24 protein-coding genes are annotated in these 26,856 nt (G+C 42.2%); 15 read left to right on the forward strand and 9 right to left on the reverse strand.

Going from position 1 to position 26,856, the window contains the following annotated elements; translation table 11 throughout:
- Positions 1-27: 27 nt before the first annotated feature.
- Complete coding sequence (locus tag ACSBL2_RS05130) at positions 28-612, reverse strand: RNA polymerase sigma-70 factor (protein WP_442590594.1); 585 nt, start codon at positions 610-612, stop codon at positions 28-30.
- A 265-nt stretch (positions 613-877) separates the two neighbouring features.
- Here ACSBL2_RS05130 and ACSBL2_RS05135 point away from each other — a divergent pair, with 265 nt between their 5' ends.
- The 5 genes from ACSBL2_RS05135 (at position 878) to ACSBL2_RS05155 (ending at position 8,682) form a co-directional block, all read left to right on the forward strand.
- Complete coding sequence (locus tag ACSBL2_RS05135) at positions 878-1,468, forward strand: RNA polymerase sigma factor (RefSeq protein WP_442590595.1); 591 nt, start codon at positions 878-880, stop codon at positions 1,466-1,468.
- Between the two features lie 75 nt (positions 1,469-1,543).
- Positions 1,544-2,704, forward strand: coding sequence for a FecR family protein (locus ACSBL2_RS05140; protein ID WP_442590596.1), 1,161 nt, complete (start codon positions 1,544-1,546; stop codon positions 2,702-2,704).
- Between the two features lie 155 nt (positions 2,705-2,859).
- A complete protein-coding gene (locus tag ACSBL2_RS05145; protein WP_442590597.1) occupies positions 2,860-6,153 on the forward strand; it encodes a SusC/RagA family TonB-linked outer membrane protein in 3,294 nt (1,097 codons plus the stop codon).
- Positions 6,154-6,163: 10 nt separating this feature from the next.
- Entirely contained in the window at positions 6,164-7,552 is a 1,389-nt protein-coding gene (locus ACSBL2_RS05150) for a RagB/SusD family nutrient uptake outer membrane protein (protein WP_442590598.1), read from the forward strand.
- Positions 7,553-7,566: 14 nt separating this feature from the next.
- On the forward strand, positions 7,567-8,682 hold the full coding sequence (locus ACSBL2_RS05155; RefSeq protein ID WP_442590599.1) for a redoxin domain-containing protein: 1,116 nt from the start codon (positions 7,567-7,569) through the stop codon (positions 8,680-8,682).
- 350 nt (positions 8,683-9,032) lie between these two features.
- On the opposite strand, the gene ACSBL2_RS05160 is transcribed toward ACSBL2_RS05155, so the two are convergent.
- The 3 genes from ACSBL2_RS05160 to ACSBL2_RS05170 form a co-directional block, all read right to left on the reverse strand.
- Positions 9,033-9,674: a DUF6266 family protein gene (locus ACSBL2_RS05160; protein ID WP_442590600.1), complete on the reverse strand. Its 642-nt coding sequence runs from the start codon at positions 9,672-9,674 to the stop codon at positions 9,033-9,035.
- 734 nt (positions 9,675-10,408) lie between these two features.
- Positions 10,409-11,116 (reverse strand): hypothetical protein, encoded by a 708-nt coding sequence (locus ACSBL2_RS05165; RefSeq protein ID WP_442590601.1) that lies wholly within the window; start codon positions 11,114-11,116, stop codon positions 10,409-10,411.
- Positions 11,117-11,309: 193 nt separating this feature from the next.
- Entirely contained in the window at positions 11,310-11,873 is a 564-nt protein-coding gene (locus ACSBL2_RS05170; protein WP_442590602.1) for a DNA-deoxyinosine glycosylase, read from the reverse strand.
- Positions 11,874-12,190: 317 nt separating this feature from the next.
- Between ACSBL2_RS05170 and ACSBL2_RS05175 the strand changes: the two genes are divergently transcribed.
- Together ACSBL2_RS05175 and ACSBL2_RS05180 are read left to right on the forward strand one after the other, a co-directional pair.
- Positions 12,191-13,024, forward strand: a complete 834-nt coding sequence (locus tag ACSBL2_RS05175; RefSeq protein ID WP_442590603.1) for a CvfB family protein — start codon at positions 12,191-12,193, stop codon at positions 13,022-13,024.
- A gap of 198 nt (positions 13,025-13,222) precedes the next feature.
- Entirely contained in the window at positions 13,223-14,743 is a 1,521-nt protein-coding gene (locus ACSBL2_RS05180; protein WP_442590604.1) for a glycosyltransferase family 39 protein, read from the forward strand.
- A gap of 104 nt (positions 14,744-14,847) precedes the next feature.
- Here ACSBL2_RS05180 and ACSBL2_RS05185 read toward each other — a convergent pair whose 3' ends face one another.
- On the reverse strand, positions 14,848-15,465 hold the full coding sequence (locus tag ACSBL2_RS05185; protein WP_442590605.1) for a porin family protein: 618 nt from the start codon (positions 15,463-15,465) through the stop codon (positions 14,848-14,850).
- Between the two features lie 328 nt (positions 15,466-15,793).
- Here ACSBL2_RS05185 and ACSBL2_RS05190 point away from each other — a divergent pair, with 328 nt between their 5' ends.
- From ACSBL2_RS05190 to ACSBL2_RS05205, 4 genes are all read left to right on the forward strand, one after another.
- Positions 15,794-16,903, forward strand: a complete 1,110-nt coding sequence (locus ACSBL2_RS05190) for an MFS transporter (protein WP_442590606.1) — start codon at positions 15,794-15,796, stop codon at positions 16,901-16,903.
- Between the two features lie 270 nt (positions 16,904-17,173).
- On the forward strand, positions 17,174-17,470 hold the full coding sequence (gene trxA / locus ACSBL2_RS05195; protein ID WP_442590607.1) for a thioredoxin: 297 nt from the start codon (positions 17,174-17,176) through the stop codon (positions 17,468-17,470).
- A gap of 193 nt (positions 17,471-17,663) precedes the next feature.
- Complete coding sequence (locus ACSBL2_RS05200; protein ID WP_442590608.1) at positions 17,664-18,095, forward strand: nuclear transport factor 2 family protein; 432 nt, start codon at positions 17,664-17,666, stop codon at positions 18,093-18,095.
- 61 nt (positions 18,096-18,156) lie between these two features.
- On the forward strand, positions 18,157-18,552 hold the full coding sequence (locus ACSBL2_RS05205; protein WP_442590609.1) for a YybH family protein: 396 nt from the start codon (positions 18,157-18,159) through the stop codon (positions 18,550-18,552).
- A 43-nt stretch (positions 18,553-18,595) separates the two neighbouring features.
- Here the strand turns inward: ACSBL2_RS05205 and ACSBL2_RS05210 are convergent, their stop codons facing one another.
- Positions 18,596-19,237, reverse strand: coding sequence for a YceH family protein (locus tag ACSBL2_RS05210; RefSeq protein WP_442590610.1), 642 nt, complete (start codon positions 19,235-19,237; stop codon positions 18,596-18,598).
- Between the two features lie 632 nt (positions 19,238-19,869).
- On the opposite strand from ACSBL2_RS05210, the gene ACSBL2_RS05215 reads away from it, so the two are divergent.
- Positions 19,870-20,199 (forward strand): hypothetical protein, encoded by a 330-nt coding sequence (locus ACSBL2_RS05215; protein ID WP_442590611.1) that lies wholly within the window; start codon positions 19,870-19,872, stop codon positions 20,197-20,199.
- Positions 20,200-20,592: 393 nt separating this feature from the next.
- On the opposite strand, the gene ACSBL2_RS05220 is transcribed toward ACSBL2_RS05215, so the two are convergent.
- On the reverse strand, positions 20,593-21,201 hold the full coding sequence (locus ACSBL2_RS05220; protein WP_442590612.1) for a hypothetical protein: 609 nt from the start codon (positions 21,199-21,201) through the stop codon (positions 20,593-20,595).
- A 1,009-nt stretch (positions 21,202-22,210) separates the two neighbouring features.
- On the opposite strand from ACSBL2_RS05220, the gene ACSBL2_RS05225 reads away from it, so the two are divergent.
- The 3 genes from ACSBL2_RS05225 to ACSBL2_RS05235 all read left to right on the forward strand — a co-directional run bounded on the left by ACSBL2_RS05225 (position 22,211) and on the right by ACSBL2_RS05235 (position 24,478).
- Positions 22,211-23,311 (forward strand): MFS transporter, encoded by a 1,101-nt coding sequence (locus ACSBL2_RS05225; protein ID WP_442590613.1) that lies wholly within the window; start codon positions 22,211-22,213, stop codon positions 23,309-23,311.
- Between the two features lie 41 nt (positions 23,312-23,352).
- Positions 23,353-23,958, forward strand: coding sequence for a hypothetical protein (locus tag ACSBL2_RS05230; protein WP_442590614.1), 606 nt, complete (start codon positions 23,353-23,355; stop codon positions 23,956-23,958).
- Positions 23,959-24,061: 103 nt separating this feature from the next.
- Complete coding sequence (locus tag ACSBL2_RS05235) at positions 24,062-24,478, forward strand: hypothetical protein (protein WP_442590615.1); 417 nt, start codon at positions 24,062-24,064, stop codon at positions 24,476-24,478.
- An 89-nt stretch (positions 24,479-24,567) separates the two neighbouring features.
- Here the strand turns inward: ACSBL2_RS05235 and ACSBL2_RS05240 are convergent, their stop codons facing one another.
- Both ACSBL2_RS05240 and ACSBL2_RS05245 read right to left on the reverse strand, forming a co-directional pair.
- Positions 24,568-24,894: a DUF3276 family protein gene (locus ACSBL2_RS05240; protein ID WP_442590616.1), complete on the reverse strand. Its 327-nt coding sequence runs from the start codon at positions 24,892-24,894 to the stop codon at positions 24,568-24,570.
- A 69-nt stretch (positions 24,895-24,963) separates the two neighbouring features.
- Positions 24,964-26,754: an ABC transporter ATP-binding protein gene (locus tag ACSBL2_RS05245; protein WP_442590617.1), complete on the reverse strand. Its 1,791-nt coding sequence runs from the start codon at positions 26,752-26,754 to the stop codon at positions 24,964-24,966.
- Between the last annotated feature and the right edge of the window lie 102 nt (positions 26,755-26,856).

A 26,856-nucleotide genomic window follows, 5' to 3' on the forward strand; every position in this document is an offset into this window, starting at 1 on the left:
TTCATATCCCCCAAAAGAATATCGGTTTTATTTTAAAAGAGAGAAGAAAATTCCGGAAACGATTAGGAAATCGCCTAATTTTTTTCTTAGCTGACGTAATCCGATGGTAATTTGATTCTCAACGGTTTTAGTCGTGATGTTTAGCCTGGCAGCGATCTCCTTGTGTGAAAGGTGTTCTTTTCGGCTCATCAATAATATCGTACGGCATCTTTCGGGTAAATCGGCCAGGGCTAAATCGTATATTTTGTGGAGTTCCTTGGAATTCAACTCATCTTCTATTAAGGTTTCCGAAGAGATGGGTTCAGGTTGGGCATTTACGGCTTTTAAAAGACTTTTCTCTGAGCGCATTCCGTTCAGTATCCTATTTTTGACCGCAATGTAGAGGTAGTCTTTCAGGGACTTGACCAGGATCGTATGACGTTTGTTCCATACATTGAGGAACACATCATGGATAATATCTTCGCAGGTTTCCTGATTGGGATAGATTTTAAAAGCAGCGCGATATAATTCAGACCAGTATCTATCATAAATGCCCACAAAGGCATTTTGATCATTCTGTTTTAAGCGATCTAAAAATTCTGAATCTGTTATATCTTCCGCTTTTTTTCTCATTAAGGTCTAACTGAGTGCCTTTTTTTGATAAAAATACATTTATTAAGCAGAGTTCGACCTAAAAAGGTTAATTAGAGCGGAAGAATGGTGTTAAACTTTCGGGAATAACGTAGGGATAGGCTATGGAATATATCTTTACTACTTTTTGATGGAGGGAGTTTGCTGCTGCAATGCAGGGATTTTTCAAAAAATATCATCTTTCAGGGTAAAATGTAGCATCTTTAGCGCACTGAACCTTCACTATCAACGCAGTTGAGCTGACACTATGGCCTTGAAACCCCTCGATCAGGAAAATGTTATTCTGGCAAAAGTTGCACAGGGGGATCACCATGCTTTTTTCCTTTTATTTGACCATTACCAGCGGTATGTTTATGGGTTCGGACGAAAGCTGACACGATCAGATGACCAGGCTGAAGAAATTGTCCAGAACATCTTTCAGAAAATATGGATACGTAGAGAAAAGCTGCCGGAAATAGATCATTTTGAAGCCTATATTACCCGACTGGTTCGCAATCAGGCCTACACGATCCTCCGGAAAAATATGCTGTCCGCAAAAATCAATACCGGACTGGGCGAAGAGGCAGCCATGGAAGTCAGCGATCTTAATGCTGAGCTTGACTACCGAGAAACGGTTGTTTTATTGAATGAAGCCATACAATCTTTGCCCGATCAGCAGCGTAAAGTATACGAACTCTGCCACCAGCAGGGATTAAAGTATGAAGATGCCGCCAAAGAAATGAATATCTCTCCTGATACGGTACATTATCATATGAAACTTGCATTAAAAACTATTCGGGAGCATTTTAAAAGGAGGTCCTTCCTATATCCTGTGCTGATTTCTTTTCTTTTTAAATAATTTACGCTTTTTTTTAAGAATTGACTACCCTCTTTTCGTTTTGAGGCGTCGTACATATAAAGGGGAGATCAAATCATGCACAGTCACGTCCGCCTGTCTGCCTTGTTGGCCAGGTATTTTGAAAATAACTTAACGGCTATTGAAGCGCAGGAATTTTCCGCCTACCTGGAAGATCCGCTTTATGCAGAAGAAATAAAAGAGCTGCTCGGTGCATCTTTTACAAGGCAGAGCGACCTACTCGAAATGCCCGTCACCCGTAAAAGACGTGTACTGAAAAATGTGCTGGGTGCTTCTTATGTTTTACAACCTGTAAGTCGCCGAATCTGGTTCAGAGCGGGACTCGTTGCAGCCATCCTGTTATGTGTTCTTGCTGCAGGTTTATTCTACACCCCCCGCCATAGTGGTCATTCGGATGACATCACCTATCTAAATGACGTCGCTCCGGGAAAGCAGGGCGCTACACTGACCTTGTCAAACGGTACCCGGATCAAACTGGATGAAACTGGTAACGGGATACTTGCCGAAGAAGCAGGGGTAAAAATCAGTAAATCTGCCGATGGTCAGGTTGTCTATGAAATTAAGAATACCGACGATGGGAATCCTGCAGTTCAGGTGCTCAGTACTGCAAGAGGAGAGACCTATCAACTGCGGCTGCCGGATGGTTCTGTGGTACACCTGAATGCAGCTTCCAGTCTCAGCTTTTCCAGCCGGCTGTTACAGCAGGGCAAACGTCTCGTTAAACTCAATGGCGAAGGTTTTTTCGATGTAGCTAAAGATAAAACCCATCCATTCGTAGTTGAGTGCAAAGGGCAGGAGGTAGAAGTTTTGGGAACGCATTTCAACATTAAAGGTTACGCCGAAGACCAGAAGATGGCCAGCACACTTGTAGAGGGATCGGTAAAGGTAAGGTATGGAAATGAACAACGGCTGTTAAAGCCCGGGCAACAGGCGATAAACGATGGCCGCCGGCTCTCAGTCAGCGAGGTGGACGTTGCGGAAGCCATTGCCTGGAAGGAAGGTTTTTTCCGCTTCAACGATGCGCAGGTGGCGGACGTTATGGAGCAGCTGGCGCGCTGGTATAATATCGAAGTGAAGTATGAAGGGAAACTGGCCAGTGATGGCTTCAGTGGGAAAATCTCCCGATATAAACCGATCTCGGATGTTTTGAAGATGCTTGAAAACACCGGATTGGTCAAATTTAAAATCGAAGGAAGGAGGGTGACTGTACTGGAATAAATATACCATTCATTAACAACAGGAACCTGAATAAAAAAGGATACCGCTGGACACGGTATCCCCATCAGTAAGGTTCAGCAAAAAATTATCAGCTATCAGCAGCTGCCGACGCATCTCGACAATGAACGGCAGGCTGCACAACCAAACTCATGTAAATGTATAAAATATTGACCAAAGAACTATGGGCACCTTCGCGCGCCTTAGCTAAACTATTGTTGATTATGAGGCTAACCACCTTCATGCTGATCACAGCAATCCTGCAGGTAAGTGCTGCCGGGTATGCACAGAAGATTACCCTTAATGAAAAGAACATGCCGCTGATGAAGGTATTTGACAAGATCAGCACCCAAAGCGGACTGGACTTCCTGGTACCTGCTTCTGTCTTAAAGGAAAGTAAACCAGTCAACCTCCGTGTAGACAATATGGAACTCAGGCAGGTGATGGAGCAACTGTTGAAAGACAGTCCGCTTACCTTTAAAATTGCACAGCAATCCGTTGTGGTATCGAGGAAAGAGCCCTCCCTGATGGATAAGCTCATCAACATCACCAAAGAGGCCTTTACTGCCGATATTGATGTGCGGGGTCGGGTATTGGATTCCCTTTCCGGACCGCTGCGGGGCGCCTTTGTGCGGGTAAAACGTACAGGGAAAGTCGTCAGCACCAATTCCAATGGCGAGTTTACACTGCAGGGACTGCAGGAATCTGATGTACTGGAGGTGAGCTATATTGGCTATATGCTGAAATCTGTTCCTGTGCGCCAGGAACCAATGCTGATCAGACTGGAGCCCAGTACGACCAAGCTGGACGAGGTCATGGTGATGGCTTACAGCAATACCACCAGGAGGCTGAGCACGGGTTCAAGCAGCCAGGTAAAGGGTGCTGACCTTACCAAACAACCGGTATCGAATGCCATTGTTGCGATGGAGGGACGGGTGCCGGGACTCTTCATCACGCAGACCGCCGGTTATGCAGGTGCCAATGCTTCTGTCACCATCCGTGGCAGGAATAGTATCAACCCCCTTGCGGGTGCGTCATCGCCATTATATATTGTTGATGGGGTTCCTTTTGGCAGTAATCCTGTAGAAAAAAGCATCGGTGGTTTCAACCCGGCGCTTGACTTCAGTCCGCTGAATACCATCAACCCTGCCGAAATTGAAAGTATTGATGTGCTGAAGGATGCAGATGCCACGGCCATTTATGGTTCACGCGGAGCAAACGGTGTCATCCTGATCACGACAAAAAAGGGACGTGCAGGCCGCACGGATGTTAACGTCGACTTTAGCCAGGGTTTTGGTGAGGCCGGTAATTTCGTAGAGATGCTTGGCACCAATGAATACCTGGCCATCAGAAGGCAGGCTTTTGCAAATGATAACATCACACCTACTGCCGCAAACGCGCCCGACCTGGTTACCTGGGACCAGAATGCCTATACTAAATTTTCGAAACTGTTGATTGGAAACACATCGCATCAGACCAATGCGGGCATCTCCGTATCCGGAGGTAGTGCCTATACACAGTTCACTCTTGGCGGAACCTTTCGCAAAGAATCTACCGTTTATTACGCCCAATCTGGTGATAGGGCGGTGCAGCTTCGGCTCAGTGTACAGCACAAGAGTACCGATTCCAGGTTTGCCACTTCTGCTTCCGTAAGTTACAATATGGATAACAATAAAATCCCTAATTACAACATGAACCTGGCGAATTATGGCTTGCCACCCAACTATCCATTGTATAACCCGGATGGCAGTTTATATTTTGGCCCGGGTTATACCAGTCCGCTGGCAGCTTTCAATGCCAGTAACGGGTTGAAGTCGGCCAATCTGAATGCCACCGCTTCCATGCGTTACACCATTTTACCCGGACTGGACATCAAGGCCAACGGAGGGTACAACCTGATCGACGTGAAAGGCACCATCATCTCACCGGCATCTGCAAGTAATCCTGCTTTTAACGCATTGCCACAGGTTACCCTCAACAACAATTACATCAGAACATATCTTGCCGAGCCACAAATCACCTATCAGCTGGCGACTGGCAAGGGCAAGCTCAACCTGATTGTGGGCGGCACCTGGCAGCAGACGGAAACCGTTCAGCCCTTCTGGATATTGGGCAACTACAGCAACATCAATTTGGTAAACAGCCTGAATGCCATCTCGCTGATCGCCAAATCTTCGGATTATGCCGACTTCCGTTATGTTTCTGTTTTCAGTCGCGCGGAATATAACTGGGATGATAAATACCTTATCAGTGCCAACATCAGAAGAGATGGTTCTTCAAAATTTGGAGCCAATAACAGGTTTGGTAACTTCGGCAGTGCTGCTGCGGCCTGGGTTTTCAGCAAGGAAAACTTTGTCACTGAAAATCTCCCATGGCTGAGTTTTGGAAAGATCCGGGCGAGTTATGGAACGGTGGGCAATGATAAGATCAGAGACTATGGGTACCAGTCCAGCTTTTCTGCCAGCGCTGCTTATGGGCCACAGAACAGCCTGGCCCCCTCCCGGATTTCGAATCCCTATCTGAAATGGGAACAGACAAAAAAGTTGGATATCGCGCTGGATCTCGGTTTCCTGAAAGACAGGATCCTGTTCAGCACCATTTATTACCGCAACCGGTCTAGTGACCTGTTAGGTGATGTGCCGCTCCCAGGCCAGGCAGGTTTCTCTTCCTACACCGCAAACTTCGATGCTACTGTGCAAAACCGGGGGTTTGAATTTGAACTGAATACCGTAAATATGGATAACGGGAAATTTAGGTGGACAAGTTCCTTCAACCTGACGATTCCGGAAAACAAACTGGTATCATTCCCTGGTTTGAATGCTTCTACCTATAATAACCAGTACGTGGTGGGTGAATCACTAAACTTGCGCACCGTATTCCAGTCGGCCGGAATTATAGATGGTATTGCCACAGTAGTTGATGTCAACGGCGACGGTGTCATCACCAGCGGTATTAATGCCAATGGAAAGGGAGATTACATCGTCTATGGAAATAATGACCCTGAATTTTACTGGGGAATAAACAATACCTTTATTTATAAAGGATTTCAACTCGATGTGTTTTTTCAGGGGGTTAGCCGGAGGGCAACCAGGGGCGACCTCAACTTTGGTACTTATCCGGGCACCGGTTATAACTTACCAAAATCCATGGTCAACACCGGTTTGAAATACTCTTCCAATACTTCTACTGCTGCGGGCAGTAAATATTTCTACTATACCAATTCCGACCTGGCTGTCGAGTCTGCTAATTTCCTTCGGTTGAGAAATATCTCAGTCGCCTATAATGTACCGGCCACTTTCAGTAAAAAAATAGGGATGTCCTCCGTACAGCTCTATCTCCGCGGACAGAATCTGCTGACTTTTACCGGATATAAAGGGCTTGACCCGGAAACACTGAGCAATCAGGTGCCGCCTTTGAAAATGTTTATTGCCGGCTTTAGAATTACTTTATAGCATTAAAATCATGAAAAAATCTCCTCACTATACTTCCATATTCAGTCTGACCCTATTTATAGCGGTATTAACGCTGGCCCTTGGCAGTTGTAAAAAATTAATCGAAAATAACCCTTCGGGTTCGCAATTGCTGGATAAGGAGGTCTTCAACGACTCTACCGCAATTAAAAGCACGCTAGTGGGTTTATATACCAGCCTGAACTCCGGCGACAGGTATAGTGTGCTGCTGTCTACGCGGCCGGCTTTCAGTGCCGACGAAATGACCTTCGTGGGAAATACCTATGATCATTTTATTGGCAATGTGATCAATGTGAATGATCAGGATGTAGGTAACTTCTGGACGGCTCCATATGGCATCATTTACCAGGCAAATGCAATTATCGAGGGAACTTCGTCGGGGAGCAACCTTAGCCCTGCTTTCCAGGCCCGCACAATTGCCGAAGCCAGGTTCGTCCGTGCATTTTGTTATTTCTATCTGATTAATATTTTTGGCGACGTACCTCTGGTTTTGACTACGGATGTGGAGCAGAACAAAATAAGTACGCGTAATCCGGTCCCGGCAATTTACAGCCAGATTATAGAGGACTTGTTATATGCGCAGGTCAACCTACCGGCTGACTATGCGGTATCCGGTTCGGCAAGGGTACGTGCAAACAAGTGGGCGGCAACAGCTTTACTGGCACGAACTTATCTTTACCAGGGGAACTGGGACGGGGCAGAGGCAGAGGCAACGGCTGTGATTGAAAACACCTCCTTATTTGGGCTGGAGCAGCTGGATCGGGTGTTTATGCCAAGCAGTAAGGAAGCGATCCTGCAGTTCTATAATGAATCAAACGGTTACACGTCTTATGCATCGGCAATCTTGCCTAGTCCCGTAACGCCGGTACCCAAATATGTCTTTACGGAGCAACTGAAAAATGCGTTCCTGGCTGAGGACAACGATGCACGCCCCACGATTTGGTCTGCAACCATTAACTACAGCAATATCTTATATACCTATCCCACAAAATACCGGAGTTTAACTCCTGCTGCCAATGCAGAATATTTCACCGTCCTGAGGTTGGCAGAACAATATCTGATCCGGGCGGAAGCAAGAGCGCAGCAGAATAAGGTGACAGGTGCAAAGGAAGATCTTTTTGTGGTACGTAACCGTGCTGGCTTAGGTGAAACACCAGCAAACGACAAAGGTGCCTTGCTACTGGCCGTAGAACGTGAACGTCAGATTGAGCTCAACAGTGAGATGGGCCATCGCTGGTTTGACCTGAAAAGAACAGGCAGGGCAAATGCAGTGCTTGGGGCAGCGAAAGCGAACTGGACACCCGAGGCAGCACTCTATCCCGTACCTGCAGACCAGCGCTCAAGAAACGGAAACTTAACACAAAATCCAGGTTATCATTAAGAATTGATTACGATATGAAATTTAAAACAGGACTATTATGGCTGCTATGTGTCTGCACATGGGCCATTGCACAGGAAAAGAAATATGTAGTGAAAGGTAACCTTAGCGGATCAGCTGTACCGATGAAAGTTTTTTTGAATTTTCGGGATGGAAGCCGTGTGGTATCTGATTCTACGGTGTCAAAGAACAACAAGTTTACCTTCTCGGGAACGTTGATGCATGCTGCGGAGGCAACCATCTACGTACACTGGATCTATCCCTCAGGCATGAAACCAACTGGCCGGCTGAGTGAAGGAACACAATTTATACTTGACCAGGGGACGATATCGATTGAGGGGGAACGGTTATTTACGGCGAAAATTGAAGGTGGGGTAGCTCAGGCAGAGTATGTTGCCATGAAGGCAAAAAGTAGTCATGTACGTGACTCTGTATACCAGATCTGGAAAGCGCAACAAGGCGTATTACCTGAAGATTCTGCAGCAGCTTTTAACAGGTTGCTGTATGCCCAGCGCAACATGATGCAAAAAATAACAACAGACTTCGTGAAAGCCCATCCAAAGTCAGGTTATGCCTTTCATATTTTGCAGGCCAATACCCTTATCGTGAGTGATGTACCATTGGTGGAGTCAATGCTTGAGGTGCTGAGGCCGGAATTTGGAAATACTGAGCGGTATCGGGAGGTAGAAAATAAAGTGAACCTTGCTAAACGGCTGGCGATAGGGCAGTCTGCGATGGACTTTAGCCAGTCGGACGATAAAGGCAAAATGTTTTCCCTGTCGGATGTAAAAGGGAAGTACATATTGGTTGACTTCTGGGCGAGCTGGTGTGGCCCCTGCAGAACAGAATACCCATTCTTAAAGCGTGCATACAGCCAGTATAAAGATAAAAACCTGGAAATTATCGGTGTGTCGATAGATCATCAGAAATCTGCCTGGCTGGATGCGATTCAATCGAATGGTTTTGAATGGATCCAGCTCTCTGACCTGAAGGGGAGGGATAATGCGATTGCCAAAATGTATGGGATATCGGCAATTCCTCAGAGTTTCCTGATCGATCCCCAGGGTAAAATCATTGCAAAGAACCTTCGTGGAGAAGAGCTACTGTCAAAATTGGCAGAAGTAATGCCTTAACTGCTGAGAACAGCACCAATACCGATTACACCATTACTAATAGGAGCAATGGATAAATTTGTGTTGGGCGTCTCAGCAACAATTTTGAGAGGCTGAATCATAGATCATGATCAGTCTCTCAAAACTGTCACCATACCCAGGTATTCTGTCTCAGACACAAGCTTTCCATCCCGGGAGGCTACAAAAATATAACAGGCAATTTCATGCCCTATTTGCATCTTGGCGGCTGTTAGGGTATAGCTTCCAGTTTCTCTTGTTCCAACAAGCCCTTTCCGGCAAAATGCCCCAATATTTTTGTCATATATCAAAATGATCAACTGGTCGTTAGGTTCACTCTCTTGATGCCATGGCTACCAGTTGAATTGTCCGAGATGTAAACTGTCGCTGATCCGCGTACGCTCATCGCTCACAAAAGAAATATAGATCTCTGCAATGCTTCCTTTTTTGATTCCTGCGAGATCAAGAAAATCTTTACCGATACTCCGTCGTCGTCCTCCGGTGCTATACCTGGCTTCTTTTAGTTGTGGGAAATAGGCCATCAGGATCACCTGATCGGTAAAATGTGCAGTAGCCGGAACCTTGGTATCCCAGGTAAAAGCCACCCCTGTATCGGTTACTGAGGCTTCAGCAGCAGTTGTACCAGGCAGGGATCCTTTGGTCATCAGTATTTTACTGCAATCAACACTCCGGTTTGGAAATTCACCCTGTATGGAATTCCTTCTGTTGCAGGAAACCATTGCATTATGGGGGTTCATACCGAGTTTTTTTCCTTCAAGGCCATATCCTACCAGGGTAAAGCGCTTTAAAGGTTTCATGAAATTCGCAAATACCCTGGTATCTTTCTCTACGACAAGTTGTTTCGGTTTTGGTGCTACAGTTCTTTTCTTGTTTTTTTTCTTTGCACAGGTTCTCCCATCTGGAAGTTGATAATAGGTGATGCCGTCTACTGTACCGGAAAAACCCACATAAGGGCCGCTAGTAACGATTGCCATAGTTCTGAATAATTAAGTATGTATAATTGATAAATTCAAATTATGCAGCTTAATATCGAAATCAGGGCAGGGCTTAACATGGCGGTGTCGGTTCGAAATTACAGCTGAATGTTATTTATGCTAAAATTGTCAATTTCTTCAAGTCAAATATAAATAGTTAAGAACAATAATTATAAAATAAATATTTTATTTTCTTACAAAATTTTGAATAGAGGTATGTTGGTTAATTTTTGAAAAGAAATGGAGCGCGTCTAGGGATCCTCTTTGAATAGAATGACCTTGATGGTATTTTGGTTCGGGAATGGTTCGCCATGAAGTTTGGCTGTAGCCCGGTTGTTTTCTGGTTGTGGTTTGATCATAAGTACCCCATATATAGAGCTAACTTACCATAAACATACCTTTAGGTATATTTGTGGTAGGATTGACCTAAGTTTATTGTAGGTATGGGGTACTTATGATCAGGCAGCAAGCAAGCTAGAAGTAGGCCGCAAGGAGAATCAAAGACGAACCATTATCGAACAGTGTACGCAGAGAATGGCTTACAGATCAAATCATTTGTGCTATTCTGGTATCCGAACTTTATAGAGTAATATGCAGAGCAGTGTATCGGAGGTACAGGTGAAGAGGTTTGGCAATTCTGTTCTCACAGATCAAGTGAAAGATTACAAGAATCTAGTGCAAATTTTTCACCTTACACTTTGCGCTAATGTGCTAAAAGAGGGACTTCATTTCCTCTATCTGATCACCAGTTTCCTGATGGCAGCAAGGTGGGCAAACAGTACCAGCGGAACAATAAAGGTAGGTAACCAACTGAAAGGGAAGTGCAGAATCCCAACATTAGGCTGGTCAAAACCAAATTGCTGAAAGGGAGAGGGAGTAGAAAGCACAGCATTAACGACAATGTTAAGCAGCAGTCCTAAACAGATAAAGTTCCAGGCCAATAGAGAAGCCTTTCCCATCCTGCTTTGAGCAATCCCGAAGAATCCAATGAGCGGAGCAGTGATCCCAGCCAGGATATCCAGGTTGCGGCCTTCAAAGGTCATGAGCTCGGGAACTGCACCATTTATATATAATCCATAGAGAACCAGCTCCACCGGAATCCTGACCAGGTGGACATAGGTCAACATCTGCATGGATGAACGGTCAATGAATTGCTTGCCTTTCCTTGTCATGAAAATTAAAATGATGGCAATTAATGCTGGAAGGATGCCCAGAAGGACTATTCTAGGGGGCATAGCTTCCGGGTAGTCTGTATAAATTCCATATAAGGTTAATAAGGCCTGGATGGCAAGCCAGGAAAATATGGCCATGATAATTGCCCGTGATGAACCGATTCCCATGGGTTTTGACGAAGTTTTGATCAACAGCATGACCATAGCTATTGCCAGGAGCGTAGTGAATGCAAAACCTAAGGTCAGGTAAAAGGGCAGATTTTCAAGCATGGAATTTTCGTGAGGATAAACAAACTGGTGAGGATAAAACAAAGCTACTTAAAAAGACAGAACAAAATGTACCAATTTATGGATGTGCTATGTGACCAATAGAATTTCTTACGGAGACCCGTTCAGGTATAATTGTGTGGTTTGCAGGACGAAAGGTGGTGTATGGTTTGATGCGCAGATATTTGAATGTCATTCAACCGATAAACAACAGGATCTCCTTCCACTGGTGCAGTTTCTGCTCAAATGTTTTTGAGGCATTAGCCCCACTGGGGGATGGAAGCAAATGATACACCTTATCTTCGCTCTTGCCTACGTGCCGGAGATACAGCTGCTCTGCCTTTTTACTATCAAAAAATACGTGTTTTATTGCCGGATATTTGCTGTAGAAAATGGAAAAGTCGTTTACCACTTCATTTTTTATATTGCTGTCCAAGCTTCCTTCACAGGTGCAGGATGCCAATACATCCCATAACGCTATCTTGTGGTTCAATAAAAACTGTTTCCTTGCTGTATAATCAGGATCCGGCACCTGATCAAACAGACGATACACTAACTTCCAGAAATGATTTCCGGAATGACCATAATATTGCTGCAGCCGAAGGGAACGGTCGCCCGGCATTGTTCCTAACAGCAGGATATGACAGTTTTCATCTACGACAGGAGGAAATGCAGTTTTAACAGGAGGAGTATTTGTTCCCTTATCCAGTTCCATCCTACTTTCCGGCGTTTTCACAGCTAATGTCTGCTTTGTATTCATTTTATATCTTTTATGAGCTATTTGCTACCCATATCCTAACAGTTTAAAGGATATTTGGATTTGATTGTGGTCAAAATGAAAGATAGCGCTATTTCCAATATATTTTCTATAAGAAACATCGGTTTTTCAGTATTGGTTTCGCAGTATTCGTTTTTTAGTATCCGTTGTACAGTATTAGTTTTACAGCATTGCGCTTACAATATGTCAATTTGCAGCGTTGGTCCTCTAACACCATCTTTTCTGATAAAATGATTTTTTTAGCATATGAGTTCCTTGGTTGATATTGCCTACCTTTGTAAATTGAATAACAGGAATACATGATACAGATAGGACAATACAACGAACTGAGAATTACAACTAAAACGGAAGCTGGACTGATACTCACAGATGGCGATAAGGAAGCGCTGCTGCCGTACAACCATGTCCCTGCGGATGTGGAAATCGGAGATAATATCAACGTTTTCGTTTATATGCACAAAGATGGTAAACTTCATGCGACAACGCAGAAACCATATGCCTGTGTGGGTGATTTTGCTTACCTGACCGTTGTAGAAGATGGGGAGAATGGTGTGTTTATGGATATTGGCATTGATAAGGATGTTTATGTACCGGAAAAAGAACAAAAACGACCAATGTTCAAGGGGGATAAACATGTAGTATATGTTTTTCTTGACGATAGCAATGACCGTATGGTTGCTTCTTCCAGACTGACAAACTATGTGGAAGAGGAAGAAATAGACTTTGAAGAAGGTGATGAGGTGAGTCTGTTAATCGCAGACCGCAGTGATTTGGGATATAATGCTATTATTGACAATAAGTTCATTGGATTATTATATCAGAATGAATTATTTGATCAGCTTAACCCTGGGGAAGTCAGAAAAGGATGGATCAAAAAAGTACGTGTTGAAGGTAAGATTGACCTGAGTTTACAACCTATGGGTTATGGCCATATCCTGGATATGAAAGAGGTCCTGATCAAAATGCTGGAAGAAAATAAAGGTGTTATCCGTCTTGGTGACAAAAGTTCTCCGGAGGATATTTATGACGTATTGAAAATCAGCAAAAAAGCATTTAAGAAAACTACCGGTGCTTTATACAAGGAACGATTGATCATGATCGGTGACCATGAGATTACCCTGATTTCTGAATAAATACCGGGATCAGTTATTCGGGACTGAAAGGTATCAGTGCTAAGAAAAATACATGCAGCTATGTCAAATTATAGTGCCCCAAGAATTTAGATATTATCTTGGGGCATCATAATTTTAGATATTTAATTCAATTGGTCTGTAACTCCTGAGGAATGAACTATGTCTTATAGGCGTTGATAAATTACAGGGCCAGATGATATGACAAAGAAAACAATAATCTTATTGGGATTTATATTGACAAAGTTTCTGTTGCAATATTTTTTATTTAATCCCCAATACGACTTACAACGTGACGAGTATTTACATCTTGATCAGGCAAACCATCTGGCCTGGGGATATACATCAGTACCACCCGTTACTTCATGGATTTCTTATCTCATCCTGATACTTGGCAATGCTGTTTTCTGGGTTAAATTTTTTCCTGCATTATTTGGTGCATTGACAATTCTGGTGGTATGGAAAACTATTGAAGAGTTAAAAGGGAATTTATACGCCATGGTGTTAGGATCTACCTGTGTGCTGCTTTCCGTTTTGCTGAGGCTGAACTTTTTATTTCAGCCCAATTCATTGGATGTTCTATGCTGGACGGCATTTTATTTTTCGCTGATTAGGTACTTCAACAAGGAAAAGCAAAAATGGCTTTTTATAGCTGCAGTTATCTTTGCGGTTGGTTTCCTCAATAAGTACAATATGGTGTTCCTGCTCATCGGACTGATCCCTGCTGTACTATTAACCAGTCAACGTAAGATCTTTGCTCAAAGAGGTCTGTATGCCGCTATTGTATTTTCTTTATTGCTGGTCTCACCAAATCTATACTGGCAGTACGCGAATAATTTTCCAGTTTTTCACCATCTCAAAGAATTAGCAGAAACGCAGTTGGTCAACGTGAACAGGTGGGGTTTTTTAAGGGAACAGGTTTTCTATTTCATTGGTGCATTACCCGTAATTATTTCATCGATGTATGCGTTGCTGTGCTATGAACCTTTAAAAAAGTATAAATTTTTCTTCTGGTCTCTCCTGTTTACCCTGGCAACTTTTCTCTATTTTAGGGCCAAAGGTTATTACGCGATAGGACTTTATCCTGTTTATATCGCTATAGGTTCAGTTTTCCTGGGCAATATACTGCATACAGGATGGAAAGTATACCTGCGTCCGGTTATTTTGGCGGTTCCAGTTTTATTTTATGTGTTGTTATTCCGTGTTTTTTATACCATTGAAATTCCTGAAGATATTTTGAAGAGAAAAGATGTGTATCAAAAATTGGGTTTACTACATTGGGAAGACGGAAAAGACCATGCCTTACCACAGGATTTTGCGGATATGCTGGGCTGGAAAGAATTGGCCTTAAAAATAGAAGCTGTTTATAACCATTTGCCAAAGGGTAGCCAGACACTCATTGTTTGCGACAACTACGGTCAGGCGGGAGCAATCAATTATTATGCTAAAAACAAGAGTATCAGGGCGGTTTCTTTCAATGCTGACTATATCAATTGGTTTAACCTGGAAAAGAAAACCGACAATTTTATCAGGGTCAAAGCATTTACCTATAGGGATGGGGAATTTAAAAAAACGAGCCCTTTTTTTAATAAATCTTTTGTGGCCGATTCCGTAAATAATTCATTCGCACGAGAATATAAAACGACTATTTTTGTTTTTATGGAACCTAAAATAGATGTCAATCAAAGACTGAAATCTGAAATTGAAATAACGAAAAGATAGCAGGGATAAGAGATGTTGGTTCTTTTATCAACAGCTAAACGTTTTAATCTTTTATTGTTGAGAGGTAAAGCAATAAATGGGGGGCAAGCCCCCATTTCAGGTTCTTAGAGTTCGAATACAAAACCAGCATTATAGCCCGTTCTGCTATTCCTGATCGTATTGTCACTTTCGTTTTTAACAATGTTTGTAATACCTGCTTGTGCATCCAGCTCCAGTAAAATCTTTACACGATTCGCAACCGGTATTTTAACACCTATTCCAAAAGCCAAACCGACATCCGTACTTTTAAAATATTCTTTCAGGTTCATGTCAAAAGCAGTTTCTTTAGCTTGCAGTAAAATACCAGCATAGGGACCAAAATTCAAATACCAGTTTCTTTTCCTACCAAAATGCCAGTTTGCCATCAATGGAATCGTTAGGTAATCCATCTTGTAATCCGTAGTATAATACTCGCCACTGTTCAGGTTTGCAATATACCCATCACCCCAACCTTTCTGGTCGTATATCAGTTTTGCCTTGATACTCCAGCTGTCTGAGAGAAAGTAATCCCCAAAAATGGCCGCATTGAAGCCACCCTGGTAATTGCTGTTGGTTTCCGATCCACTGGTTGCAGTAGAAAGGTTGTAACCAATTTGAGCGCCCAGTTCAATACTTCCTTTTTCCTGGGAAAATGCTGTATAACCGGCGCAAGAGATCAATAATAAAGTAAATAACTTTTTCATTTTATTCGTTAAATAAGATTTCGCGAATATAGAGATACTGGGTAAATAAAATGACAAGAAAGAAATTATTTAATATACATGTTGTCGATACTGTTAATGTATTGGCTTTTTGGTTGAACATCATAGCTGTTATGGTTCTCCTATCTACTTAAATGTGTCCAACACATTTGTCTTACCCGATTTTAGATCAATTAACTGCGTGTGAAATTATCCCGATTTTAAAAAATAAGCCTTAAGTAATGAATTTGTGATACTTATATTTGCAAAATAAATGGATGCGGTAATCACAAAAAACAAACACAGGATATTTTTAAGCACATTTTTCTTCATGTCAGGTTTCAGTTTTGCCACATGGGCATCAAGAATTCCTACGATAAAAATGGCATTTGGTTTCAATGAGGCTGAATTGGGAAGTATTTTACTGGCCATGCCAATAGGTTCCCTAATCGGACTTCCGATATCCGGTTGGCTGGTTTCCAAATATAACAGTAGGGTTCCTCTGGCAGTTGGTTATGGAATGAATGCCATATCGCTGGCTATTATTGGGTTTACCCATTCTACTTTTAGCCTGGTGGCAGCAGTGGTCTTATTTGCATTCAGCACCCGTATCTTTAATATTTCAGTAAATACACAGGCCATCACCTTGCAAAAGCAGTTTCCAAAAAAAATAATGGGATCTTTTCATGGGTTCTGGAGTACCGGTGGAATTGCAGGGGTTGCTTTTTCTACTCTACTGATTGCGATGAACATCCCTATCCAGTTTCATTTTCTGATTGTTGCCCTGGTCACGTTGTCAATTACTATCTATTCCTACCGTTTTCTGCTCAGAAATGACAAGGCAGAGAGTGGCAATAAAATTATTCTGGGCAAACCGGACCCTTATATTCTTTATCTTGGACTTGTCGTTTTCTTCTCTGCAATTTGTGAGGGAGGGATGTTCGACTGGAGTGGAATCTATTTCCAGGAGGTATTGAATGTCAGGATTTTCACGTATGGTTACCTAATTTTTATGACTTTCATGGCAGCATCAAGATTCCTTTCTGATATTATCATTATCAGGATAGGAATGCCAGTCACTTACCTGATGAGTGCGGCCTGTATTGTGACCGGAATATTGCTGGCTATCGTTTTTCCTTATTTCTGGACGGCGATGATCGGCTTTTCATTGGTTGGTTTTGGGACAGCAGCCGTAATCCCGATGTCTTATGCCCTGGCAGGGACGTCAAAAAAATATTCACCAGGTATGGCCATTTCCATTATTGCCACCTATTCGATTACCGGAATGCTGCTTGGTCCCCCTCTTATAGGATACCTGGCACATGCCTTTAATCTGCGTGTCTCTTTTATTGTGTTTGCTCTATGCGGATTAATGCTTATCCCGATATCCCAACTGTTTTTCAAATATCAGAAGTCAATTTCCGGGACAACGGGCAAATAGAATGGAGGATGAACTGTCGAATGGACAGACAAAAATACCTGCACTAAAAAATAATTGATAAGCTGTACAATATTTGCGTTGATCAAGCGTCTATATATACGAGAGCGTTAATTTAGATGGCGGGGGCATTGCGAAAGTGATGCCCCTGCTTCTTTTTTCAGCTATCTTCTTTTTAAACATCTTCTTCGGCTACTTTAGTGCTTATTATCTCCAATAGGGCATTTAAACAATTATTCTGTCGGCATTGTTATACTTTAAAAGGATATTCTTATGGCAAATTTCAACGATATCATTAAATCTGATAAACCTGTGCTGGTCGATTTTTCTGCCGAATGGTGTGGCCCCTGTAAAATGATGGCTCCTATTCTTCAGCAACTGAAAGGAGCGATAGGCGATAAGGCAACCATCCTTAAAGTGGATGTGGATAAAAATCCAGCAGTCTCCAGTCAGTACCAGATTCAGGGTGTGCCCACCCTTATACTTTTCAGAAATGGGGAAATTAAATGGCGCCAGTCGGGCGTCATCCCTGCAAACCAGCTGCAGGGGATTATAGAACGGCATATTTAAGCGGAACAGCAATTCAGAATTGTTTATCCCGGATGGTGATGATTTATGCCGGATCTTCAGCAGCATAGTTTAGCATATAATTTGTTTTTTATTGATGGGCAATACGCTAATTATATATAACTTTAACAAGAAAGAATTTCAGGAAGGGCTGTTGTTCTTTAGCGTGCTTATAATTCTAATCAAATATACTTAAATGAGAAAACTATCTGTAATGATCCTGTTGTGTGCTGTAGTGTTGACTGCAAAAGGGCAGTCGAAAGATGAAGCCGAAGTAGCTGCTGGGGTGGAAAAATTAAGGGCCGCCATGGTGAGCGGTAACAAAGCTGATCTGGAAAGTGTCCTTTCTAAGGATTTAACCTATGGGCATTCAGGCGGAAAAATTGAGAATATGTCGTCTTTCGTCACTGCCATCTCTACAAAGAAATCGGATTTTAAGATGATCACGCTGGAAAATCAGACCATTTCTATTGTGGAAGATGTGGCCATCGTGAGGCATATTCTAGTGGCCGATACGAATGACGGGGGAAAACCTGCCCATATCCGTCTGGGAATAGTCCTGGTCTGGAAAAAGCATAAAGGAGACTGGAAAATGATAGCCAGGAGGGCATTCCATGTTGCTGATTAAAAAATATCGCTTAAACCAGTACATATTGCTGGTTTAAGCTTAAAAGTTTTATTTTTAGTGCATGTTAAAATCAATACTGACTGGCAGTGAAACCAGTGAAATCAATGCGATTCTCGATTCCAGAACAGCATCAAATGCAGCTATACTTCAACAGGATGTTGCCGGCGTGGCAAAATACTGGATGAACGATATGGTGGTCATTTCAGGTGAGGGAACGCCTTATGTGGGCAAAGCGTTGCTGATAGAGATATGGGAGGATATGTTCGCAGTGGATCAGCCTCCGGTATTTGAGCGGAACCCGGTAGAAATTACCATTGGCGCAAGTGGAATCCTGGCCTGGGAAACAGGCACCTGGAAATACCATACGGCGAGCTTCAAAGGCAATTATTCCGCCATGTGGAGGAAAATAAAGGGCAAATGGATGACCCAATCTGAATTGTTCGTTTCGCTGGATTAATAGCCTCGGGCGAAACGAACAGTTTTTTATTTGTTCCTTTTTCCTAGTTCATCAGCAGGTTCAGCATTTCTTTGACTTCTTCCAGTTCCTTTTCCAGCCGGGTTACCCTATATTCCAGTTCGCTGGTAGATGCCGGTAGCGGATCATTTGTTTCTGCCGCAATGATTTCTTCTTTTTCCCCGCCGAAAAGATGCCTATATCTTGCTTCTTTTTGTCCTGGTTTTTTCGCCAGCTGTTTGACATATGCCGGTTCATCAGCGGCCAGTTTATTCAATATTTCCTGGATCTCAGCGATAGTCTCAAATTCGTACAGGCGGGCAGAATTTGTATTGATTTCCCCTGGTGTGAGCGGACCGCGTAAGAATAACAGACACAAAACCGCCAGTTCTACCGGAAGCAGGGGATAGACAATGGCAAGATTATGTTTATATTTTATGCTGCGGCTTCCTGCCCCGGTAGCCGTCCCGATGAGTCCTTTTATCTTTAAGTTGTTCAGGGTAAGTACAACGGTTTCTTCATCATAGTTGACCACCGGATTTCTGGAGGTCTTTTGGTTACATGCGGCTGTTAAAGCAGAAATCGTCATGGGATAATAGTCGGGTGTAGCTTTACTTTTTTCTATCAACGCGCCAAGGATGCGCTGTTCAATACTGGTCAGGAGTAGGAGGGGATTTACTTCGTTCATAAGGTATAAATAGCTAAAAAGAAATGTGATGTGTGATAGGTGATAAAAATTTGTCTAAAATACGAGATCTGCCCCAAATAGTTTTTAGAATAGGCCATTTTTAGCCATTATTTGTACTTAAATACGATCAAAAATATTCATTCTGAATTTTATATATGTAATATTTATTATATATTCGAGGATAATTCAATAGAAATGACTATGTAGAACAGGTTAACGCTCGAAAAAGTTAAATGCTCCACATATTTTTATACTCAGCTTGTTGAGTGTCTGTTGACGATGATTACTGGTTTAAAAATATGCAGATGATACCATAGACTGCAAAAGAAATAGGCTTCGGCTTATAATAGGTAGTTAATAAAGAAAATGCTGATGGATGTCAGCATTTTCTCTTTCGGCCCTTTCTTAAAATCATTTTTTTGAACGTTGCTACTACAAAGTGTAGCCTTTTTCCACACTATATTTTTGGATGTTTAATTGTAAGTCATTGATTTTTATTGATTTGTTGTTTTTGGCATAACTCTTTCTATTTACCTATCATAATTATTTAAATGAATTTAACAGATCAACAATAAAGGGGATCCCCATTTGAAAAGGAAAACCAATTTATTGCGATCAAAAAAACAAATATTATGAAAAACTTAATTTTAACAGCTACAGTATTAGCATTCGCAGGAATTTCAACAGTAAAAGCATCAGCAGTGACAAATCCGGTAGCACCTACCATACAATATCAAATTAGCGTAAAACAAGACAGTACCACTAAAGTACCAGTGAAACTGGAAGAATTGCCAGCACCGGTAACCACTACACTTAAAGCAGATGCTTACAAGGAATGGGCACCAACAACAGCCTTTCTGGTAACTAATGCTGACAAAACCCAATATTACCATATTGATGTTAAAAAAGGAACAGAGGTTGCTTTTATTAAAATCAATAAAGATGGAGTGGTTGTTCAATAAGCCTTATTTCAACTCAATTATATGAAAGAGCCGGATTTATCCGGCTTTTTTTATGTGCTGCTGTGAGGTGTTTTCCTGAATTCTTTTAGTTGTTATTGCCTGCTCTTTTGAATTATTTCGTATTCTTTGTCGCTGTTTTTCTGGCTTCTTTTAACTGTTGTTGCTTACTCTCTTGAATTATTTCGTATTCTTTCTAGCCGTTAATTACCAGGTTTCATGGGAATAACCTTTGATTGAAAAGGGCTATAACATCGGAGTTATTCACATTCTTTGTGGATAACCGGGCAAATAAATGTGAATTGCTGTTAAGAACATGTGGATGGATGCGCAAAAAAAAACCGGCTGTCCCTATAAGAGACACCGGCTTTAGATTGGTGTGTGATTTATTGTTGATTAATTTCTATTGCTTTTCTCAGCAGAGCGGTTGTTTTTACTTCCTTCATTTCTGGAGTTATTTTTAGCCGTATTTGACCTGTTATCGGCACTGTTTACTTTGTTCCTGGAATTATTCTGTGTGGCCCGGTTGGTGTTATTACTTCTTGTAGTCACCGTTCTGTTTACCTGTTGTGTTGTCCTGCTGGTTGTAGTTCTGCTATTTCTTGCATTTGCATACCTGCTATCGCTGCTATTTTTAATGTTAGGTTGTTTTCCTTTATAGTTTTTGTATTTGCTATATTGGGTAACATGGTTTTTGTGTGACAGGTAAGGCCTTTGGGTATTCATGACAACCTTATAACTATTGTATAGATCATATCCGTTGTATCTTGAAGGAAGGGCATTTCTCCATATCCAGCTACCGTTGTTTAGATAGATGTATTGTGCTGTAGGCACGTAATAGTATACATCCAGATCCGGCAGATAGTAATAGTCTACGTGATCATAACCTGTTGGTCCCCATTGTGGCTGTGAACCGATGTTTATATTTACACTAACCTGTGCTTTTGTACTGATGCTGCTTAACGAAGCTACTCCGAATAGTACAGCTAATAGGATTCTTTTCATGTTTATGTGCGTTTATCTGTTAGGCAATGTCCAAATCATATGCCATAGGAGGGGTCCTATACGATGAAATCTACGGATAGCCTTCTTGTGTCGACGGAGAACAGGTAATTGCCGACAGAAAACCTCATTGCTGCGAAGGGAAAAAATGTCAGGTATTGATCAGGAGCTGTTTTTGAGGAGTTTTTGTTCCGGTGTTCTGCTTTAATGCACAGTTCATGGAGCTAAATAAATATGTAATTGAAATCAAACTAAACACCAGGAGTAATGTTAGGCTTATAAACATATTCCTATGAATTCTTTCTTTAAAACTATAATCGCCGGTTGGGGTGCAAAAAAATTAGGAGGCGGTTGCCTATCCACAATAATCATCTTTGTCCTGATTTATATGGCCTTAGGACAGTGCAGCGATAAATCTCATCGGGCCGTTCAATTGAAGCAGCACAGTTCTGCAGTAGCGGAATATAGAAGATAAGGGCTGAACAGATGAGCTGTTCAAAGTGCCTGTGAACTCGATGCAGTAGCGGAATACAGAAGATAAGGACTGAACAACGCTTAAGGAACAATCAAATACAGCGTGTAAAGACGGACGGAGATGGAGAGTAGCTGCACAGAGATAAATAACAGGTGGCCAGCGCAAATAACAGTCGAATCAGAACGTAAAGCACTGCATGCCCAAAAGTCCTGAAAAAAGAAACGGGGAACAGCCAGGCGGCTGATCCCCGTTATCTAATTAACGCTCTCATATATACAGACGCTCATTTTTTAAGTTTAGTATACCTTCATAAAAATAAATTCAGAAAAATGGTTTACAGGGTATCTTTGGTGCTTTGAAGGTGGGCTAATCCGTAAGGAAATCAGTAATATTGCAATTTAAATTTATACCCCAAAATAGTATATTTTGCTTTCCCTGCTTCAACAAACCAGAACTACCTATCAGGAATCATTTACCGGATTAAGCCGTGAAACGTGGTTATTAAGTATCGTGATGCTCATTAACAGGAGTTGCAGTATGGCAGTCCCTTTTATGAGTTTGTACATGACTCAATACCTGCACCGGCCACCCTCAGATGCGGGTTTGATCATTACCTTATTCGGGGCTGGATCTATACTGGGTGCGGTGGCGGGGGGTAAACTCACCGATATGATTGGTTTCAGGTCTGTGCAGATCCTATCTGCTGTGATCGGAGGTCTGTTTTTTATCTTCTTCTCTACCCTGACCCATTTCCATACCCTCTGCTTGCTCACGCTGGTGATCAGTTTTTTTTCTGAAGCTTTCCGTCCGGCAAATTTTGCAGCCATAGCAACGTATGCCGCTCCGGGTACCCAAACTCGGTCATATTCCCTGAACCGCCTGGCCACCAACCTGGGATGGGCTTTTGGCAGCAGTGTTGGTGGTATTGTTGCTTCGTTCAACTATCCGCTTCTTTTTATTGTTGACGGATCTGTCAGTATCCTGGCAGGTGTATTTATCCTGTGTTTCCTGCCCGCAGTCAGGATGACTCCGATAGTCGTAAAAGAGAAAATTGATGAACCGTCGGCCCCTAAACCCTGGCAGGATGCTTTATTCATCCGTTTTCTACTGTTGGTAACTTTGCTGACCACCTGTTTTTTTCTCATGTTCAGGGTGGTGCCCCTGTATTATAAAGAGGTATGGCATATCGATGAAATGCTGATCGGACTTATCCTGGGCGTCAATGGAATAATTATCGCTTTGTTTGAAATGGTCATGATCAGCAAAATAGAAAACAAAAGATCACCGATATTTTATATCATTGTCGGAGTGCTTTTTATCTCCGGTTCTTACCTGGTGCTGATGCTGCCAAAAATTACTCCGGTGCTGATCGCCTGCCTTTCTATTGTGTTTTTTACGATAGGGGAGATGTTTGCCCTTCCCTTCATTAACACCTTTGTCATGAGCCGTACAACGATGGCCAACCGTGGGCAGTATGCTGCAGGATATACACTTTGCTGGTCTGTCGCGCAGGTCATAGGCCCCTCTGCGGGATTCTACCTGGCAGAAAAATTCGGATATACCTGGTTATGGCTGATGATCTTTTTATTGCTGATAAGCTGTGCTGCAGGTTTCAGATATTTAGGAAAGAAGCTGTAATATCCTGTATAATATTTCCATCTTTGCTGTTTAATTGTTTTATGGAACGTAAGGAATATACAGAAGATCACTTTATTGGAATGACGGCTCAGGTACTGAGTTTTATTTCTATCAAATTATGTGAATACGGATATCTTCTTGCTTTTGAAAAAGAGCTGCCCGATCTGAAGGGTCTGGTTGAATTGGATACCATTTCAAATGCAGATTTTGAATTGCTGGAAACCCTGCAGGATCCTGCGGTGAAGATTGTGGTACATTCGATACATCAGGTAGAAGATTGCCTGAAAAATTTTATATTGATCAATAACCTGGATGAATATGAAATCCTGGATAATGAAGAATACCGGGAGCTTGCAGCCGATAGCTTTTTCGCCTATGTCATTGAATTTGACGGACAGACCTATACCGATATCTTAAATGACCTCAACGGTGTTTATTATAACATCTATCAGCTGTTGTACCATACCACAAGGCAGATCAGCCTGCAGCAAATGGATATCTTTGACCAGGTATATGATGAGTTTTTTGAAATCATAGAAGATCTGCTTGGGAACAAGATTGAAACTGACAATAAAAACATTGCGCTTTTATATCACCTCATCAATACCTTGGCTAAAGATGAGATCCTGCTGGACAATATTGAATAGATGGTCAGAAGGGAAGGAATATTTAAAGCTCCGGCAAACAAAATCTGCTGAAATTCCTTTTTAGTATATACAGATTTTTACCTGTGTACTAAAAGAATAAGCTATGGACAGATTAGTTATAGAATCAATACTTGCAGACCTCGATGAGATAGTCTTATCAAGTGATCAGGCAAGGCCGGAATTCAACCCTTCAATCATTTTAACTTTCAAAGCGGTCCATGCAGACCAGGTGAAGCATGCCTTCACTGCACTGAATGAATTGACGAGCGATAAAAAAGTAGAATTTATGATCTGCAGGACACTGGTATCAGGAATTTATGACCTGGAGATCAAAACAGATGCGCTGGATGAACCCATAAGAATAGTGAATAAAGCCATTTCACCTGAGTTGCTGTTACAGATTGAGGACCTCCTTGAAAAAAATAACCCTATCCGCATTGGTACCAATGTTACCGGTGAAGGGGACTGGATCATTGCTTCCAATGCGCAGGTAAAAGAATGCAGTGTCAAGGAAGGCTAATCCAATAAAACCAAGGAAGACTGGCCCTGAAAAATAACCAGGGATATAAAAAAAGCCCCTGGTTAAGGAGCTTCGGTAAATATTATATTTTAGAATGAAAAGTCGTCGTTTTGATTTTTACCGGAGCTTTCATGGTTCTCAGAATATTCATATCTTTTTTCTGTGACCTCCTGGTGATTTTTGATGTAGTCTACCGTTTCCGTCAGACCTTCAGCAAATTTCTCAAAGTCTTCCTTGTAAAGGAAAATCTTGTGTTTTACAAATACACCATCTTCCAGTCTTTTTTTACTTTCTGTTAATGTTAAATAGTAATCCCCTGTACGTGTCGCTTTAACGTCGAAAAAATAAGTCCTCTTACCCGCTCTTACTTTTTTAGAAAAAACCTCTTCTCTCTCTTTGTTGTCAAATTCTCCCATGTTTGGTATTGATCTTGGTTTTGGTACGGGTAAATATAAACTAATAATTAGGAAAGATCAAAATAGAAATTAAAGAGATTTATTTTCTTCTTCGAGTAATTGGTTCTGATACATTTCTTCATAGATGCCATGCAGGTTAATCAACTCATCATGAGTTCCTTGTTCCGCAATGCGCCCTTCATCCAGTACAAGGATTTTATCGGCATTTTTAGTTGTTGAAATCCTGTGGGCAATAAGGATACTGGTCTTTCCTTTCATGATCCTGCCCAGGTTGTTAAGTATTTCTTCCTCTGTTCTGGTATCGACGGCTGAAAGACAGTCATCAAAGATCAGTATTTTGGGCTCTTTAATCAATGCACGTGCAATGGATACACGCTGCTTCTGTCCCCCGGAAAGCGTAATTCCCCTTTCCCCCAGCATGGTCTCAAACTTCAGGTCGAAATCAATGATGTTCTGGTATACTGCGGCATTTTTCGCTGCTGTGTCTATCTCCTCATCGGTCACTTCATCCAGGCCAAAGGCAATATTGTTTTTGATGGTATCAGAAAATAAGAAGACTTCCTGAGGAACAAAACCAACCCCACTCCTGAAGGTATTGAGGTTAACCTCTTTCAGGGGATTTCCATCAATAGATATGGTTCCGGACTGTGTATCATACATGCGCATGATCAGATTGGCCAGGGTGGATTTTCCTGATCCTGTGCGACCGATAATGGCGACAAACTGGCCGGCTTCAATATGAAAGCTGACCTCCTTGATGGCCTGTATGCCTGTATCCTGATAGGTAAAGCTAACTTGATCAAAATCGATATGGCCTTTGAAATCTTCCAGGGGCAGCTGGCCTGAGATGATATCGGCCTTCAGTTCCAGGAACTCATTTATCCTTTTTTGGGAAGCCGCGGCACGTTGTATCAATGTCGTTACCCAACCCAGCATGGTGACAGGGAAAGTGAGCTGGTTTACATAAACAATGAACTCTGCGATATTACCCGCGGTGATGGAACCGTTTAGGACCTGCTCCCCACCAATGAATACGGTTAATATGGTACTCAAGCCAACCAGCAGCAACATGGTAGGGTAGAAGAGCGCCTGTACCTTTACCAGGTTCATGGCATTGTCTTTATATCCTTCACTCTCTTCGGCAAATATTTTCCTGGTATAGTCTTCCCTGACATAGGATTTGATGACCCGTATCCCGGAAAAACGTTCCTGAACAAAGCTGGAGAGCCTGGACAACTGTTCCTGGATCTGCTCGCTTTTGTGGTTAATCTGTGTATTGACAAAGTAGATGATGATCACCAGTACCGGCAAGGGCAACAGGCTATAGGTTGCCAGTCGCGCGTTTACCGCATACATAGAGGTGATGATCAGTAAGAATAATACGGCGGTATTGATCGCATACATAATGGCAGGCCCGACATACATCCTTACCCTGTTGACGTCCTCAGTAGCCCTGTTCATCAGGTCACCGGTATTGTTCCGCCGGTAAAATCCAAGACTGAGGTCCTGGTAATGGGCATAAATTTCATTCTTCATGTCAAACTCGATATGACGTGACATCAAGATCAATGTTTGCCGCATAAAAAAGAGGAACAAGCCTCTCAGCAGATACAGGAAGAGCACAATTCCCCCAAAGTAGAACAGGCTATAACTAAAGATATCATAAATCAGCTGCTGGCGTTCAAAACCATCAAAAAGGGTGTAGATCTGTATGTTTTCTGTGATCAGGTTAAAGGCATGTCCGATTACCTGGGCAGGGATAACGCCGAAGATATTAGAGATGATGACAAAAAAGACACCGGGAACTATCCACCATTTATATTTATAGAAATATTTATTTAAAAATCGAAGGTGCTTCATGTGGCTGTAAAGTTAGCCAATTGGCGCTGATTTTTGAAAACTGTTTAGTTATTGCAATGTAAATAATGTTTTTTTACGTAGTTTTGCGGCTCTGTGTTAAAC

The sequence above is a fragment of the Pedobacter sp. AW31-3R genome (assembly GCF_052180285.1).
In the GTDB taxonomy this organism is placed as follows: domain Bacteria; phylum Bacteroidota; class Bacteroidia; order Sphingobacteriales; family Sphingobacteriaceae; genus Pedobacter.